The organism is Hymenobacter sp. 5516J-16, assembly GCF_022919335.1.
Classification (GTDB): Bacteria; Bacteroidota; Bacteroidia; order Cytophagales; family Hymenobacteraceae; genus Hymenobacter; species Hymenobacter sublimis.
Genome location: NZ_CP095058.1, coordinates 1,827,350 through 1,844,218, shown reverse-complemented (window position 1 = coordinate 1,844,218; position 16,869 = coordinate 1,827,350). Strand labels below are relative to the sequence as shown.

Sequence of the window (16,869 nt, the reverse complement as noted above, 5' to 3'; positions counted from 1 at the left end):
TTCGCAGAGTCAACAGCACAGGTAATCAACAGCTTCAGGGCCCTGAAGGTAGAAATTTGCTGGTACTTGTGTTATAAAAAATAGTGGTTGTGTCATAAAAAAACAGCTCTGTCTCAGGAAGGGACAGTGACCATTATCCTCGGGCCATAGTTTATAAGATGAAGCCCTGCCCAGAGGTAGTGGTAAGGTTTCTCTACCTTTAATCTCCTTAGACCTGTTTTGCTCCCGTATGACGCCTCCGCAGTTTGCTTCGGCTCCCGACTACCAGCAGAAAATCAAGCACGTATTTGCCGAGGTAGGCAAAGTAGTAGTAGGGCAACACTACATGCTGAACCGATTGCTCATCGGGCTTTTTACCGGCGGGCACATCCTGCTGGAAGGGGTGCCCGGCCTGGCCAAAACCCTAACCATCAGCACGCTTTCCAAAGTGTTGCACCTGCACTTTCAGCGCGTGCAGTTCACCCCCGACCTGCTGCCTTCTGATTTGGTGGGCACCATGATTTACAACCAGAACCAGTCGGAATTTCAGGTGAAAAAGGGGCCGATTTTCGCCAACCTGGTGCTGGCCGATGAGGTGAACCGCTCCCCGGCCAAGGTGCAGAGCGCCCTACTGGAAGCTATGCAGGAAAAGCAGGTAACCATCGGGGAAACCACGTATCCGCTGGATCTGCCGTTTCTGGTGCTGGCCACTCAAAACCCCGTGGAGCAGGAGGGCACCTACCCCCTGCCCGAGGCCCAAGTGGACCGCTTCATGATGAAGGTGTACGTGGACTACCTCAAGAAAACCGACGAGCTGGAAGTGATGCGCCGCATGGCCAACATGAGCTACGTGGGCGAGGTGAGCCCCATCCTGACCAAGGAGGATATCTTCGGTATTCGGCAGCAAATCAACCAGGTGCAGATTTCAGAAACGCTGGAGAAGTACATCATTGAGTTAGTATTTGCCACCCGCAAACCGGCCGAGTACGACCTCACGGAGTTTCAGCAGTACGTGCAGTTTGGCGTGAGCCCGCGGGCCAGCATTGCCCTGCACCGCGCGGCCAAAGCCGTGGCCTTTTTGGATGAGCGGGACTACGTGCTACCCGAAGACATCAAGGAAGTTGCCGCCGATGTGCTCAACCACCGCATCTTGCTCAACTACGAGGCCGAGGCCGATGGCATCCGAACCCAGGATATGATTGAAGCCATTCTGCGCAAAGTCCCGATCAGCTAGTGGTGACTTGATGAACTAATGAGTTAGGTGTTCTCGCGGCATAATTGCGCCATCAGCGCGCCAAACTCACCAGCTCACCACTTCACCAGTTCACTACTTTATTGTTTACCGCTTGTCCCGACTTACCAAAACCCTGCGCGGGCTGGGCAGCCTGCTGCGCAATCCGTGGCTGCTGAATACGGTGCTGGCCGCCGATGACGAAGCCTGGCGCGCTAAAGCGCTCCGCCACGCCTCGCGCTGGCTTGTTGGGGCCGACGGGCTGCCTGTCGTGCCGCTAACCAGCCTGCTGCCTACCGCCGGCGAGACCATCCGGCCGTTTGCCTTCCGCGACGGTGGGTCGCTGCCTACTGATTTGGCCCTGCTGCGCGCCTTGGTTCGGCAGGCTCTGGACAAACGCTACTTCGAGATTGGCACCTGGCGGGGGGAAAGCGCCGCCAACGTGGCCGAAATAGCCTCGGAGGTGTACACTTTGAACTTGTCGGGGGCTGAACTGCGGGCATTAGGCCTGGCGGAGCGCTACATTGAGTTGCACGGTTTCTTCTCGCGGCCTTTGCCTAACGTACACCATTTGGAGGGCAACTCGGCAACCTATGACATGGCCCAGCTCGGCAAGTTTGGGGTCGTGTTTATTGATGGTGACCACCGCTACGAAGCCGTCCGGACCGATACTCGGCGGGTGTTTGCGCACTTGGCCGGGCCGGAAACCGTGGTGGTGTGGCACGATGCCAGCCGCCAGCCCGGGCAGCCCCGGTGGGAGGTGCTGGCAGGTATTCTGGACGGGCTGCCAGACGCGGCTTCCGGTCAGCTTGTTCAGGTCGGCAACACCTTGTGCGCCGTTTATTTTCCTACCCCGCGCCCTACCCAGCAACCCGAACCGTGGGCTGATCCCACCCCGTGGTTTGAGGTAACCGTGAAAGCCGCTACTTAGCCTCTATTTGGGCCCGCAGCAGCTGCCAGCAGTACCGCACATCGGCCGCGCCCGGCAGAAAAGCCGTTGGCACTGCCCCCGTATCGCGCCAGAAGTGTAGCAGTAGAAAGGCTGTAGAGGCTCCGTACGAGAGGGTAGCTGCCAGCGCGGCACCTCGAATTCCGTACGAGGGAATGAGCAGTGGGCAGGCCAGCAGCGTGACCCCCAGCCCAACTACGGAAGCTAAATTGTTTACACGGTAGCGGGCCCGCCCCGCAAAATAGCTGCTTACCACCATCTGCACGGCCATGATAACGGCCCCTGGTGCCAGCAGCACCATTACCGGGCGGGCGGCCCCAAACTCCGCCCCGAAAACCGTGGTGAGTACCGCAACCGGTAGCGCAATAAGCAGCCCAACGGCCGCGGCCGTGGCCAGCACCGCCAAACGGGCCACGCGCAGGGCCCCGGTGGGCAAGGGTCCGCTGCTGGCGGAAGAATGCACCAGGTCGACGTATTGAACCAGGGCCGCGCTCCGCGGAATCAGCCAGATGGCCTCCACCAGGGCCACGCCTACCGACAGAATGCCCACGGAGGGCAGATCAACGTAATGCGCCACGAAGTAATAGCTGAGCCGGTAGTTGGCAAAAGCCAGAATGTTAGATAAATGGGCCCCTCGACTATGCCGAGCCAACTCACGAGTAGTGGCCCGCAAACGCCGACCCCAACGCCGGCGCCGGTCGGGTTGCCGCAACAGGGGGATGAAGCTCAGCAGCAGCGGTACGCCGAACGCCACGTAGGAACTCCAGTAATAAGCCTGAACAGAACGCCCCGGCCCACCCGTTTGGAACGCCACTAGTAGGCTGCCAGCCAAGAGTCCAACCTGAATAAGAGTCAGCAGGTTGTACGTTCCCTCGCGGCGGCGCCCCAGCACCAAGGATGTGTTGATTGAAAAGAAGGCCTGCAACGTGCTCAGCCCAGCTAGGTGCCAGAGGTAGGCCGGGCCGGGGTGCCGTAAACCGGCAACCGTAGCCGTCCCTACTATGCATACCACCACGGCCCACCCATACGCTGGCAGCAGCAGGTGCCAGAGGTTGCGACGCGGAGCCAGGTAAATCAGCGAAGAGCCGCCCAGCAGCCCAATAAAAAGGAGCAGCGCCGCGCAATCCGTCACAAACAGGCTAATGGCCCCGCGTCCTGCCGCACCTAAGTAGCGGGCTGTCAGCCAAACGACGCCAAAGCTAAGAAAGGCAGTGCCCAGGCGGGTAGCAAAATTGTGAACAATGCGGCGGAGCATACGGGAGCAGAGGCGAACGGGCCGCTAAGATGCACCGCTTTCAGCGGGCTAGTGAGGTGAACCAGCTACTATGCTGGCGTACAAGTCGATAAACTGCCGGCCCACCGGCTTGTAGCCGCACCGCTTTTCGGCATCCGCGCGCAACACATCAGGAGCGAAAGTCGCGGAGTTGGTAAGAAGTATCGTTAGCGCCTGCTCCAGGGCTGCTTCATCATCGGGCGGCACCAGGAGGCCGAACGTATTCGGGGGTGAAAGAGCTCGGGGACGCCGCCCGTGGCAGGCCCCACAACCGGGCAGCCGGTGGCCCGAGCCTCCAGCAATACGCAGCCAAAGGTTTCCGCTCGGCTAAAGGATACCAGCACGGCCGCCTGCTGCATTTCCTGGGCCACCGCCGGGTGCGGCAGCTTACCCAGAAACACCACCGTAGCATCAGCCAGTAAGCCTAACTCCGCCGCTTGCTGCCGCAACAGGTGCTCATCGGGGCCGTAGCCGGCCAGGCGCAGGCGCAACTGGGGCCACTGCGGGCGCAGGCGAGCTACTACCCGCAAGATGCCGCCGATATTTTTCACCTGCTCATGGAAGGCCGAAACCACCAGCAATTGTCCCGGAATCCGTGGGGTAGCAGCAGGGGCGAACAAGTTGGTATCCACCACATTCGCCAGCACCACAGTCCGCGGATTCTCAAAGCCTAACTGCTGCATTGCCCCGCGCAGGCTTTCCGAAACGGTGTGTAAGGCCGCCGCTCGGCGCACTACCAAGCGCGTCAGCTGGCGCCGGGCCCAGCTAATATGGTGGGCGCGCTCCGGCAGGTAAATGGTCCAGTGCTCCGTTATGAGGTAGGGGATACCGTGGCGCAGCCGCTGCCACCAGGCCCACACTCCCGTTCGCAGCAGCACATGCACGTGCACGAGATTGGGCCGGCCCCCCAGTGCTGTTGCAGCCGGCGGTATCCGCTGCTTAGGCACCAGAAGTACAGTCCCAGCTTCAGCAGCTTATCCACCGGGGGCAGCCCCGTAATGCGGTTTCGATAGTAGTAGCGCAGGGTAGGAACCGGCCCAGTGAAATCCAGGTCCTGCTCGAGCAGATTAGGCAGCGGACCCCGGGCTACGGTGGCCAGGAGTACGGCAGCCTGCACGGCGCGGCCTTCCGTAGCCGCTGCCTGGGCAATAGCCGCTACGTGCCGCGCCACAAAGTCTCCATCTTGGTCGTCGTAGCGGTTAGGGTACCACTTGGGCAGGTGCAAAACGCGCATGCAGCGAAGGTAACAATTGAAACGGGCGGGTAGTAAGGCGGGCCGAAAACCACGGCAGCAGTAGCCCTGGCAAGAGCCTGGTCACCACATCTAGTCACTGTCTGCTAGTCCGCCTCATCTCGTGGAAGCATTGGCTCTACCCTTTTATACTATAGCGTTGACACAAGGTAAGCTGAGCCCGCTGCTTTAAGTAGGTGGCTGCTTGTAGCGGCGCTGGGTACGGCCAATAACAAAAGCACGCCGTGGCACGCACACCACCCGAAAGTGGCTACCCCTGGTTCTTTGATAAGAAGTTAGTAACTGCTTTACTGCTAGCAAGAAAGCTGCCGAGGAGGAACAGTCTGAATCCGGCCTTTATAGGTAGCTCCGACAAGCACACTAGCGCCAATATGCTAATATTGCAGCTGCCTTGTGCCCGGAACACTGCTTGTTAAGCTAACCCGACCGCGCACGAAATCCTGTTCTCGCCCTCACTTTGCCTTATCTGCTTATGCTCCAGTCGATGACCGGCTACGGAATTGCGCACCGCGAAACCGACCGCTACTCCGCCACCGTTGAGATTAAGTCCCTGAATTCTAAAACGCTGGATTTAAGCCTACGCTTGCCCCGGTTTCTGCTGGATCGGGAGCTGGAAATCCGTAATCTGGTGACCAAAAGTCTGATTCGGGGCAAGGTAAACCTAAACCTGGATTTCACACGTCCGCGCGCCACGGGTAGCCAGGGCTCCATTGTAAACAAAGAAGCCCTGACGGTAGCCTGTCGGGAATTGCAGGAGCTGAGCGCCGTAACCGGTCTGTCGTTGGAGCAACTCACGGCTGTGGCCCACGCCCTACCGGGCTCCTTACGCATTCCGACCGATGCTACCGCTGCCACGGAGGAGGAAGAGGAAACACCTTGGGAAGAGCTGCTGCCCCTGCTGCAGCAAGCCCTCGACCGGGTCAACCAGTTTCGCCGCGACGAAGGCCAGGCCCTGACCGCAGAAATTCTGGGCTACGTTGACCGAATTCGCATCCTGCTTGCCGAGGTTGAGCGCTTTGATCCGGTTCGGATTGAGCAGGTTCGGCAACGCCTGCAAACTCACTTGGCCGAAATTAGTAGCCACGAGCATTTCAACCCAATCCGGTTCGAACAAGAGGTGCTGTACTACATCGAGAAGCTTGACATTGCCGAGGAAAAGGTGCGATTGATCAACCATTTGCACTACTTCGCCGAAACGGCCGGATTACCCGAGCCCACCGGAAAGAAATTAGCCTTTATTTCGCAGGAAATAGGACGAGAAATTAACACTATCGGGTCCAAAGCCAACGATTCTACCATCCAACATCTGGTGGTAGGAATGAAGGAAGAGCTCGAGAAAATCAAGGAACAAATCAATAACATTCTCTGAGTGCCAACTCCAGGAATGTACGGGAATGAATCCCAAGAATTGAACTTTGCCGTTAGTATTTCGTATAGGCTATTCCCAATACATTATTGGGATTTTTCAGGGAAGCCTCTGAAATATAAGTAGCCTTATATGTTGCTCTAAAAGTTCCTTTTCACGCTTGAAACCAGGTTTTTTGTTCTTTTTGCTGAAGAATATACTCCAGACTGGAAATTATTTTTTTGTAAAAAACTTGCAGCTTAAGAATTCGTGCGTAAATTGTGTTATCCAAACAGAGCGACTTTTCACTCTTCGGACCACATCTTGCTTTTGAAATCCACCTTTTTTCAGTCCATACTTATGAAAAAAGTATTACTCGCCGCCCCTGTTTTCTGCCTGATGCTGTTGCTGATGGCTGCCCGTCCCTTCGCTGAAGTGGAGCTGATCAAAAAGCGCGTGCTAAGCGAGCGGGTAGAGATTCTCATCCCCAAAGGCTTTGAGGTGATGAGCGAACAGCAGATGGACTTCAACTACGCCAAGGCGCAGAGCCGCCCGAGCGTTATCTACACCAACAGCAAGGAGGCTAGCATTGCCTTCTCCTACACCGACAACACGGCCGATCAGGACATGATCGACATGTACTCGGACAACTTCTACAAGACCTACGCCAAGCAGTTCAAAGAAGCCAAGTGGTTTAACCACGGCGTGAAAGAAGTGAACGGCCGTAAAGTGGGCTATATGGAGCTGATGAAGCCCGAGCTTGGCCACGAGGTCTACAACCTGATTTTCTTCACCGATGTAGAAGGCAAACTGCTGATGTGCACCTTCACCTGCGCCGACCGCCAGAAGCCTGAGTGGGAAAACGTAGCGAAGCAGATCATGGCTTCGCTCAAAGCCAACAGCTAAGCCTCCTTCGCCACAGTATTTTGGCACTACTTAAAAGCCGGGGCCTTCCAGTATTCGCTGGAAGGCCCCGGCTTTTTTGCGTTAAATTTCCGCTACGAGCGAGGGGCATCTTAACGGGCGCCTTGCTGGTTTAAGAAGTCTTGAAGCAAGCCGAACATGCCGGTAAAACCCGTTAGGGATAAGGTCTGGGCGCGGTCGGCTACGTCGTGGTAGGCCTTGCTACCGCCGCGGGTGTAGAGGAAGAAAGACGGCACGCCACGCTCCGAGAAGTAGTAATGGTCGGAATTGGCGGCGCGGCCCCGGGCCGTAAGCGCGGGTAGGTAGCGGACCGTGGCATTTACCTGAGTTAGCTGCTGGTACTGGCGCTCAAACACCCGGCCGTTCACGACCGTAGCGCCTTCCTCACCCGTGCCCATTAAGTCCAGGTTGAGCAGGAACCGGATGCTCGTTAGCGGAACCAGTGGGTGCTCCACAAAATACTTGGAGCCAACCAGGCCGGCTTCTTCCGCCCCAAAAGCAATGAATACCAAAGAGCAGGCCGGCCGGTTTTCCGGACGGGCATAGTGAGCGGCCAGCTCCAGCAACATGGCCACGCCGCTAGCGTTATCGTTGGCGCCGGGAAAATACGTGCGTTTGCCCATCGTGCCCAGATGGTCATAGTGGGCCGTCACTACTAGAAAAGAGTCGGGTTGGATGCGGCCAGGCAGGTAGCCGACGATGTTCTGGGTGTGGTGCGCAGTTTTAAGTTGAGCGTCTACCCGTAGCTTGGCCGTAGCAGCAGGCGGCAAACCAGAATAGTTATTAGTCCCTGTCAACCAAGGATGTGGCAGCGCCTCCAGCCGGAGCTGTCGGCTTTGCATAGGAGCCAACGAGGCCGTTAGTTTCGGAACCAAGGTGATGACAGCCGTGGCCGAATCGAGGCGCTGGCGGATATCCGGCGGATAGTGAGCTAACCGCGCTTTCGTGCGAGCCGATAACACCACAGTGCCCGGGGAGCTGGTAAGACGCAGAAACCATTGCCGGGCGGCGGCATCGGTCAGCAACGTGCTATCTAGGTAAGCCAGCGTCCGGCCGATACTAAGTCGGCCTGGTCCACAGTCGGGAGCCGCAATAAAATCGAGGCCGGGCCGGAGGCGACGCTGATTACCCAGCACCGGGAAAGAGAATAGCGACCGGCTTAGGCGGAGTTTCAGCTTACCGGGAAACGTGTTTACAGCTAGAGTAAATGGCTGGAAATACTCCGGGACGAGGGCTGCAAACCCAGTTGGTGAAAACGCTGCTGCAGGTAACGAGCTGCCTTCTGCTCGCCCTGGCGCACGTAGCCCCGACCGTGAAAAGCCGGGAAGCCAGCGTAGCAATGGTTTGGCGCACCCGGGGCATATCCTGGGCGAGGGCAGCTGGAGCCAACCATAGGCCAGCTAAGGTTCCGACTAGGGCGGTGGGGTAGAGCCAGGAACGGTGCCCGGAACCAGGTGCTTTCATTGCCAGAAGCGGCGGGTACCCCACATCAGCAGCAAGCCGCCTACCACCCCAAGTGAGTCGCTCAACAAATCCGACCATTCTCCTCGTCGGCCCAGGTCCATCAGCAGTTGAAGTAGCTCGATAAAAGCGCCCATGCCAACCGTGAGGACCAACACAGTGCTAAATGCCCAGGCCTGCAGCCGCGGAAACCAAGACTGCCGCCGGGCCCAAAAAACCGTGAGTACGGCCTGCACCAGGAATACGCCCGCGTGGGCCGCCGTGTCAAAAGCCAGCAGTTCCCAGTGGGGCGTATCAGGCATTTCCTGGGCTGGGGCCAGGGTCAGGGTAAACACCAGCGCCGCCCACGCCAGCGGCAGGACCACAAGGGCCCGACGACGGGACGGGGCGGCGCGGTAGGAAGCACGGCCAGTATAGTAGGAGCGGTGGGCTAGGCGCCTACCAGCTCACCGTAGGTTTCTGCAGTCAGCAAGCCTTCCAGCTCGGCAGGGTTGGCAATGGCAATTTTTACCATCCAGCCTTCGCCGTAAGGATCAGAGTTTACCAGCTCGGGGCTACCGTCGAGGGCGCTGTTTACTTCCAGTACGGTGCCAGTAATGGGGCTGAACAAGTCCGAAACAGTCTTTACAGCCTCTACGGTACCGAATACTTCGTCTTGCGCTACCTCCTTATCGAGGGTATCAATGTCCACGTACACAATGTCGCCGAGTTCTTTTTGGGCGTGGTCAGTGATGCCGATGAAGGCAACGTCACCTTCCACACGGATCCATTCGTGCTCTTTGGTGTACTTCAGGCTGGCGGGCAGATTCATGGGGTGCGGGTTTGGAAAAAGTAAATGGGTGCACGCGGGGCGTGTTGGCTCAAAAGTAAAGGTTAAAGGTGAAATAGTGAGATAGTGAAATGGGGAGTTTTCCTTTCGTGCCACCGAAGCCACACGAAAGGAAAACTCCCCATTTCACTATCTCACTATTTCACCTTACTGCGACAGGCTGTAGCGGAGCTGGACTCCTCCTTCCGTAGCCGTGTTGCGGAAGGCATTCTCTACCCGCGGATCCGTAATGTTCTGAGTGAAGAAGAACTGCAGATTCAGGCGCTGGTTAAGCACGTAGTCGACGGTAGGGCGCAGCTGGAACTGCCGGGAGCCATTGGTTACCTGGCCGAACGCCCGGCCTGCGGAAGCCGTGCCCGTGGTGCCGGGGTCCACCACATCTAGAATGGTACGCTGAATGGTGAAGTTGTCGCGGATGCTGAGGTCGAAGCGCACATTCAGCTCGTTGCGCAGGATGCGCTGCTCCCCGCCAATGCGGAAGGGTAGCTTCAGGCGGTTCGTGGCAAAGCCGAAACCCACAATCATTTCAGTGGAGTGCAATTCCGTTACCTGGGCGTTGTTTGTATTCAAGCCAATGTTACGGTCGATGCGGTATTCCAGGCGGCCGCTGAGCTTGCCAGTAGTCTGGAAGTTTAGGCCAATGAGCGGAGCTAGGCGCTCGGCAATTGTCACCTGCCCAATAATATAGTAGGGCACGTACTGGCCATTGGTCAGGTTTACCCGGTCGGGGAGGCCCTCCGGCTCCCGGGTATAGAGGGCGTTGGTGGTATAGCCGTTAATGTTGTAGTTGGAGGCGTAAGCGTGGCTGAGCTGAATGGAGCGGAAGTAGCGCTGCACAAACGGCAACTCCGACAAGCCGTTGTAGGCAATGGTCCAGTTCGGGATGGGTAGCACCGAGAAGGGGTTGAACTTCTTCGACTTGTAGCCATCCGACGACTTGCCCCGGTACGCATCCAGGAAAGCGGGTAGCAGTACATCTTGGGAGTTGTAGCTGTACGTGCCGGTACGGCCGCTGGTCGGGTCTACGGTGCGGTTGTCGGCCGAGAGGCGCTGCTGCACAAACACGCGGTTATCCACGAAGCGCTGGAAGGCCTTCGAAATCTCGCCGCGGTTGCTCAGGTCCCCAAACAAGGTCTGAATGGAAATGAACGAGGTGTTGAAGGTACCGGAGCCCAAGGCATTGCTGGGCTGTGGCCCCAGGCCGGGAATGGGGGTAAGCTTCACCGTATCCACCTGCAGGCGGTAAAACACTTCGTTATTTTCCACCTTGTTGCGGCGGGCATCCAGTTGAATCACAAAGTCGCGGAAGGGCTCCAAAGTGGTGCGCAGGGTCAGGGCCTCAGTAAGCAGGGAGCTGAGCGGCGTGTTCAGGTACTGGCTGCTGTCGGTGTACCAGCCGCGGCTGTAAGCCCGCTGATACAGGTTGTCTAGGTCATACTGCCGGCCGAGCAGGAAGGGCACGCCGGGCGCGTCAAAGTCGCTGTTCATCCCAAAGAAGCGGGTGCCAGGTAGGTAACCGGGCAACAGGGTTCCGTTGGAGCGGGTATAGGTAAAGTTGATGGAACGAGCCGTCATCAGGGAACGAAGCACCGCTTTCAGGGCGCGCAGCTCCGGACCCTTTGCTGAATCGGCGGCAGCCTGGGCAGGGTCGGGCACCACGCCAGGGGCGGCGCGGCGGGCAACTCCGCCGCGCAGGTCGCGGGGGTTGTCGGCGGCCTGGGCGCGGGGCTGGGGCGGCGGGGCGTTGTTGATGATGTTGAGGAAGCGCACCTTATTGTAGAGCTTCACCAAGTCAATCTTGCCGTTGGCACTCAGTTCCCCGTTGTTCTGGATGGTGTTGCCCAGGTTCAGCCGCCCGGAGGTGGTATCAGCGGGGTTGCCGGGGTGCAGGGGGGCGCGCAAGGCCGTAGAAGCCGCCTGCCAGGTATAGTTGGCGGCGTAGCGGGCATCGGCCGACAGCCAGTCGGTGAGCGGGAATTTGTCCAGGGGTAGGCGGTAAGTGAAGGCTACCGTCTGGTTGAAGTTGGTAGTGCGGCCCCCGCGGCGGAACAGGTTGTCGCGTAGTTGCTGGCGGTTGCGCTGGGCAATAGCGTCGTCCCCAATGGTGCGACCGGGACCTTCGTCCACTACCGCGCGGTTGGTGGCCGTGTAGTCAATGGCCAGGGCTTTAGTTAGGTCCCAGCGCAGGTCGTAGATACGGTTCAGGAAAAACGACTTCTGGAACACGCCCGGAATGCCAGCTGTCACGGGTACCTGGCCGGGCTCCAGGGTGCGCTGCAGGAACCGCTCGTTGTAGCGGCGGTCCAAGTCGGCGCGGAAGGAGAAGCGGGAGGGTAGGGGCGTGAAGTTCACCTCCTGGAACATCTTCAGGTAGGGCGAATCAAACGCCTTCACCTTGGCCAGGGGCGTGTAGTTGCGCGGGGTAGCTTGGTACACGTAGGCCAGGGCGCCGGTGTAGGTGCGGGTATAGTCCCGGTCGGTGCGGACGTCGGTGTGCAGGCGTTCCGTGAGCGAGTAGCTCAGGGCAAAGTTCTCGATGTCGTAGGGCCGAACCTTCTTTTCGGGGTTGGTGCGCTCCTTGCGCACGTTCAGCAGGGAAATGCTGCGCTGGCTGGTCTGGTCGACTACCTCCTTGCGGTAGGCGGCCTTTTCCTCCGCCGTGTCAAACTTCTGCAAGGACTGGCTCAGCTCCGTGTCAGGGTCGAGGGGGTCGTACTTGGGGGCGCGGCTTTCCACGCCGGCCTGCACCAGCACCGGCACCCGGATGCCCAGCTTTTCGGGGAAGAACTTATCGGCCGAGATGGTAGCGTTTACGTCGCCGCGGGCAATGTTGTCGATGGAACGCTGCTGAGCGCGGTCCTGCAGGCCCCCGAAGCCGGTGGTTACGTAGCTACCCGTGGCCGTGATGTTAGCCACGTCGGCGAGCTTGGCGTTGAAGCGGGCGGTAGCGGCCCAGCCGTTTTCGGTGTCAAATTCCGAGACGCGCAACTCATCGGCCCAGAGCGTCAGGTTTTTGCTGGCGTTGTCGTCGCGTGGGTTCAGAATGCCAATCATCACGCCCTGTACCGCCGACAAATCGGGGTTACCCACAATGGTAATCGTGGAGTTGTCGGGCAGGGTCACCACGAAGGGCTTGGTGTAGTCGGCGCTGCCAGCGGCCTGCTGGTTGCGGCGGGCCTTGGCATCAATAAAGTCCTGCAACTTCAGGTCGATGCGGTTGGATTCGGGCCACACATTATCGGCCGTGTAGGAGCCAAGACCCCGTTGGGTCAGCTCCAAGGGCCGGGAGTACTCGTAATAGTTCTGGGTATAGTCAGTGCCGATGCGCACGAAGCCCCGCAGCTGGCCGTCGCGCACGGTGCCGTCTTCGCTTTCCGCGTGCAGGAACATGCGCAGACGCTTATAACGCAGCATGTTCAGGTTTACGTTCTTGTAGGCCGCCTTGGCAAAACCGTCGCGCAGGCCTTCTACCACGAGGCGCAGGCTCTGCTCATTTTGCTGCCGATTCACGGTGCTGGAGCCGTACTCCCGGTCGCGGCGGATGTTGGGCGGCAGCACGTACGGAATGGCATCGGAGCCGGCAGTAACTGCCGGGCCGTTTTCCTCAATGCTTACCGTCGAAATGTTAAAGGCATCGGCATCCGTGTCGGGGCTTACAATAACCTGGGTTGGGTCAGCAATTTTGGTGAGGTAGCGGCGCCACTGGTTGGCCACAAACTGGGGCTGCACCATGCGCAGTACCACCGGCTGCTCCCACTGCGTCAGATACATACGCAGGAAGCGAATCGACTTGAAGCCGAAATCCTGGCCCTGCAGGGTGCCCACTATCCCGGTAGGCTGGCGCACCGGAATTCGGAACTGATACCAGGTTACTTCCTCGTTATCGGTGTCGGCATTCTTGTTCGTGATTTTGTCCACGATGAAGTTCTGCCCTACCTCCATTGGAGCGCCGGGCCGCAGCTGAATCCGGTACTCGTAGTAGCGCTCCGTGTCCGTGAGCACGTTGTCCCGGTTCAGGTCCTCTTTGTCGGGGAAGGCGGTGGAGCTGCGCTGGCTACCCTCCGGGGAGTTGCCTTCCATGCCGTTGAAATCCTTGTAGCGAGCCAGAATCTTGGCGTCGGCCTGGTCGTAGCTCTCGTCGAGGTGGTGGCGGAAGTTGTCGGCCGCGGGGTCCGGCACCGAGCCGTACACGGCCGGAGCGCCGGTCAGCGTCTTTTCTTCTGCGTCAGTTACCCCGTCCAGGCCCACGTCTTGGCGGCCCCGGGCCCCGGGGTAGCGCTGAAGGCATCCGTGAGGAAAGGCTGGCGCGATACCCGACCGTAGGGCGTGGGGCTGGTGTTTTGGTTTAGATCAGCCTCATTTACGGGCAGTCCGTTCTCAAACTCGTAGCGGTTGTTGTCCTTGAGCACATCTTCCGAAACGGAGCCCAAGTTGATGTACAGCTCGCCGCCCGTCGTGTTGTTCGACTGGTGCCCGTCGGAGTCAACTACCCGGCCGTTCTGGGTGGTGATAAACGGGTCCATCAGCCAGAACTCCAGGTACTCCACGTTGGCGTTGTCGAAGTCCGTGTCAAAGGTGATTTCGCGGGAAACGCCCCCGTAGCGGGCTCGGTTAGCGGGCGCATTCGTAGCGGAAAACCGGCGCGGCTGACTGGGGTCCACGTTGGGCGTGTAGTTGTACTGGCCGCGCTCATCGGGGAAGTAAGCCAAGTCAAAAGTCGACTCGAAGGAGTTGCCCGTGGTACCTACGTCGCGGTTTGGGAAGATTTCCGTGCGTTTGATGCCGCGCACGTAGTGGTTTTTCAGGTCGTTCACCCCAATATTCTGGGGCTTGCTCTGGCCGTTGGTGTAGTAGGTTTGGTCTACGGTATACCAAGCCAGCTTGGCCCGGCGGTAACCCGCTTCCAAGCCCTGCACGTTGCCGCCCAGCGGAGCCGGGGTAGCCGCCAGACGCCAGGTAGTAGCCGAGTTCAACCCACCTAAGGTGTAGGGCGTGCGGGCGTTTTCGAAGTCATCGAGGTAGGAGACGCCGTTTTCGCCGCCACTTTCCCCATTGCCCAGCCGCGACTGGCCCGGCAGCAACTGGGCAAACTCCCCACTGAAGGCCACCGAGGAAATTTCCTTGGTTGAAAGCAGGGGGAGCATGTCCAGGTACTTGGTCAGGGCCCGGGACTCCCGGCGCATGTTCACATCGAAGCCGTAGATGGTGTTGTTGCCCGGCTCGTCGCCGATGTTGACGCGGTTAATGCCGGGCGCCTGGTTTTCGCGCAGGTGCAGCACGGTAGCCCCAAAGTTGAGGTCCGGCGACACCCGGTAGTCGAAGCGGGCGCCCAGCAGCTTGCGGGGCTGCACTTGCACCAGGGCGTTTTTCTCGAACTCTACCCGCAGCTCGTTGGCCGAGTTGAGGTAGCTGGGGTTCAATATTTTTACCTTGGCCTGATCGTAAAAAACTTGGTAGTCAACGCCTTCCTGCAGCAGAGTGCTGCCGGCCCGCACGCGCACCGAGCCCTCGGCAATGCCAATGCCGGGCAGGTTAATCTCGTCGGTGGCGGTAGCCTGGAAGCGGCCGCGCAGAAAGAATTTGTCCTTTTCCTGGCGCTGCTGGGCGTCGCTCTGCACCTGGGTGTACAGCTCCCGGTACACGTACTTGCGCGCTAGCTCCCGCTCGGTGGTAGAGCCCAAGGTATCAAACTGCGCCGCGAGGTAGGAGCCAAACGGCTGCACCTCCGGGAAGATGATCTTGCCTAGCTCCGTGTCAATGGTAATGCCGGGGAAGAAGTCGAAGTTACCGTCGGGGTTCCGGTCGTTGTTGGGGTTGACGTTGTCGAGGTTGAGTACCTCAATCAGGGGGCGGTTGGCAATGCGCTGGCCTTCCTTCAGCGAAATCAAGTCCACGCCCGTCACGTCATCCTTGTAGATGATCTGGAGCTGGAAATTGTCGCGGTTGAGCTGGGAGGCGTTCAGGGGATAGATGTTTTTCATCATCAAATCCCAGGTCGGCAGGTTGCGCGTCTGTAGGTTTTGGTTGGTTGGGTTTTGAGTAGGGTCGGCCAGGCCCACGCCGGGGTTGGTGGCTTTCAGCATCTTCAGGAAAATCACCTCGTCCTGATTGCGGGAAGCGTAGTCAATGGAGCTGATTTCACCTACCTGCTTGGGCGCATTGGAGCGGGTGCCGCTGGCCCGGTTGTCTACGTACTGGTAGGACACGGCCAGCACCTGCTCGGGTAGCAGCTGCGTATTCAGCGAAATGTAGCCCAGCTGCGCGTTGTAGGTGTACTCGCGCGGGTCCAGCTTGCGGGCCCGAATGTGCTCGTAATCGATATTGCGCTGCAGCTGCAGGGTGCCCGTCAGGTAGTCATCCACGCCCAGCTCGTTGCGAGCTGTGGCGCCGCCGGCCAGAATCTGGCTGAGCAGGGTGTTGGCGTTATTATCGGCTTGGGCGTTGGGGCCCGCCGGCTTCTGAAAGCGCTGGCGGTACAGGCGCTGGGGCTCACCCACGTCCATGAGGGCCACCACGTTGCGCAGGTTGTCACTCTGGCGGTTGTCGTTCGTGACGTACACCTCCAGGTTGGTAATTTCCACCCCGCTCTGTACCGTAGGCAGGTTGCGCAGGGAAGCGTCGTACCGGTCGCGGAAGGCTTGGGACAGGAAGTAGTGCCGGTCCCGCTCGTACTGGCTGGCTTTCAGTTCAAACTGCCGGCTCTGGCCCCCGTTCTGGATGCGCACCTCATCGGCCTGGCCGCGCAGGGTGCTGGCCACGGTGGTAATACCCAGTCGCCCGAACTGGAACTGGGCCTTCACCCCGAACAGGTTCTGCCCGCCCGTAATCAGGGAGTTGTTCAGGGGCAACGACACGTTGCCCAGCTCCACCTTGCGGATGATATCGGTTTCGTAGCCCGTGTAATCGAGCTTCATGTTGTTCTCGAAATCGAAGGCCGCGCGGGTGTCGTAATTAAAGGTCAGCTTGAGCTTTTCCCCAATCTGCCCGGTCAGGTTCAGGTTGAGGTTCTGGTCGTACTGGAAGTCGCCTACGCGTTGCTGGCGTAGCGTCAGGGTAGGGTTTTCGTTGCGGTTGAAGCGGGCGCCCATGCGCAGCGTCACGGAGCCCTGGGGCCGGATATCCACGTAGCTGCCCCCGAAAATTCGGTCGGCCATAGGACCTAAGTAAATCTTCGGAATCAGGCGGCGGCTGGCGGGCGTGTTGGCGTCGCCGGCTACGCCTCCGGCGGAGCGCTGGCGGAAGTAGTTGCGCACAGCCTGCTGCTGCTGCCAGCGCGAGTACTCCTCAAACGTCATGCGGCTCGGGTCGCGGTAGTCCAAGTCCGAGCCCAGCTTCTCACGCACATCGAAGTTTTTCAGGCTGTCGTCGGCCTGCACATCGAGTTGCACGTTAGAGGGTAGGGGTAGTACCAGCGGGGAGCGGCGACGCTGCGGCGCGAAGGGCGTGCCCACCCGGTCCTGCGGGGCTACGCGGGGGCGCCGGCTGGGCCGGTAGCGGGCCGTATCAATGCGGGGCGTATCGGGAGCAAAGCCCAGCGGCAGGCGCAGCCGCAGGGAGCTAGCGGGCAACCAATCCGACCAAAGCTGCTGCATGGCAAAGGGAGTAGCCGCGCTACCCAACGGCTTC

11 protein-coding genes and 1 pseudogene are annotated in these 16,869 nt (G+C 59.3%); 4 read left to right on the top strand and 8 right to left on the bottom strand.

The genetic code is table 11. The features are described 5' to 3' along the window. Positions 1 to 229 precede the first annotated feature (229 nt). Entirely contained in the window at positions 230 to 1,213 is a 984-nt protein-coding gene (locus MUN84_RS09040; RefSeq protein WP_244697641.1) for an AAA family ATPase, read from the top strand. A gap of 112 nt (positions 1,214 to 1,325) precedes the next feature. Beyond that, positions 1,326 to 2,141, top strand: a complete 816-nt coding sequence (locus MUN84_RS09035) for a class I SAM-dependent methyltransferase (RefSeq protein ID WP_244697640.1) — start codon at positions 1,326 to 1,328, stop codon at positions 2,139 to 2,141. Here the strand turns inward: MUN84_RS09035 and MUN84_RS09030 are convergent. The 4 genes from MUN84_RS09030 to MUN84_RS09015 are packed head-to-tail and all read right to left on the bottom strand — an operon-like array spanning position 2,134 to position 4,666. Then, positions 2,134 to 3,414: a lipopolysaccharide biosynthesis protein gene (locus tag MUN84_RS09030; protein WP_244697639.1), complete on the bottom strand. Its 1,281-nt coding sequence runs from the start codon at positions 3,412 to 3,414 to the stop codon at positions 2,134 to 2,136. The genes MUN84_RS09035 and MUN84_RS09030 overlap by 8 nt on opposite strands. 48 nt (positions 3,415 to 3,462) lie before the next feature. Beyond that, positions 3,463 to 3,639, bottom strand: coding sequence for a hypothetical protein (locus MUN84_RS09025; protein ID WP_244697637.1), 177 nt, complete (start codon positions 3,637 to 3,639; stop codon positions 3,463 to 3,465). After that, positions 3,600 to 4,310 (bottom strand): glycosyltransferase, encoded by a 711-nt coding sequence (locus MUN84_RS09020; protein WP_244697635.1) that lies wholly within the window; start codon positions 4,308 to 4,310, stop codon positions 3,600 to 3,602. Before MUN84_RS09020 ends, MUN84_RS09025 begins: the two co-directional genes overlap by 40 nt. Then, entirely contained in the window at positions 4,244 to 4,666 is a 423-nt protein-coding gene (locus MUN84_RS09015; RefSeq protein WP_244697630.1) for a hypothetical protein, read from the bottom strand. The genes MUN84_RS09020 and MUN84_RS09015 overlap by 67 nt, the downstream gene beginning before the upstream one ends. 475 nt (positions 4,667 to 5,141) lie before the next feature. Here MUN84_RS09015 and MUN84_RS09010 point away from each other — a divergent pair, with 475 nt between their 5' ends. Both MUN84_RS09010 and MUN84_RS09005 read left to right on the top strand, forming a co-directional pair. Next, on the top strand, positions 5,142 to 6,053 hold the full coding sequence (locus MUN84_RS09010; protein ID WP_244697628.1) for a YicC/YloC family endoribonuclease: 912 nt from the start codon (positions 5,142 to 5,144) through the stop codon (positions 6,051 to 6,053). A gap of 336 nt (positions 6,054 to 6,389) precedes the next feature. Further along, positions 6,390 to 6,935, top strand: coding sequence for a hypothetical protein (locus tag MUN84_RS09005; RefSeq protein ID WP_244697626.1), 546 nt, complete (start codon positions 6,390 to 6,392; stop codon positions 6,933 to 6,935). 110 nt (positions 6,936 to 7,045) lie between these two features. On the opposite strand, the gene MUN84_RS09000 is transcribed toward MUN84_RS09005, so the two are convergent. From MUN84_RS09000 to sprA, 4 genes and pseudogenes are all read right to left on the bottom strand, one after another. After that, entirely contained in the window at positions 7,046 to 8,089 is a 1,044-nt protein-coding gene (locus MUN84_RS09000; RefSeq protein ID WP_244697625.1) for a M28 family metallopeptidase, read from the bottom strand. 324 nt (positions 8,090 to 8,413) lie between these two features. Then, a complete protein-coding gene (locus MUN84_RS08995; protein WP_244697624.1) occupies positions 8,414 to 8,779 on the bottom strand; it encodes a VanZ family protein in 366 nt (121 codons plus the stop codon). Positions 8,780 to 8,844: 65 nt separating this feature from the next. Further along, positions 8,845 to 9,225, bottom strand: a complete 381-nt coding sequence (gene gcvH, locus MUN84_RS08990) for a glycine cleavage system protein GcvH (protein WP_244697623.1) — start codon at positions 9,223 to 9,225, stop codon at positions 8,845 to 8,847. 165 nt (positions 9,226 to 9,390) lie between these two features. After that, a pseudogene (sprA, locus tag MUN84_RS08985) lies at positions 9,391 to 16,835 on the bottom strand (cell surface protein SprA). Positions 16,836 to 16,869: the final 34 nt, after the last annotated feature.

Excerpts from the sequence above, each read along its gene's own strand:
- MUN84_RS09040 (WP_244697641.1), top strand. The coding sequence starts at position 230 with ATGACGCCTCCGCAGTTTGCTTCGGCTCCCGACTACCAGCAGAAAATC.
- MUN84_RS09030 (WP_244697639.1), bottom strand. The coding sequence starts at position 3,414 with ATGCTCCGCCGCATTGTTCACAATTTTGCTACCCGCCTGGGCACTGCC.
- MUN84_RS09015 (WP_244697630.1), bottom strand. The coding sequence starts at position 4,666 with ATGCGCGTTTTGCACCTGCCCAAGTGGTACCCTAACCGCTACGACGAC.
- MUN84_RS09005 (WP_244697626.1), top strand. The coding sequence starts at position 6,390 with ATGAAAAAAGTATTACTCGCCGCCCCTGTTTTCTGCCTGATGCTGTTG.
- gcvH (WP_244697623.1), bottom strand. The coding sequence starts at position 9,225 with ATGAATCTGCCCGCCAGCCTGAAGTACACCAAAGAGCACGAATGGATC.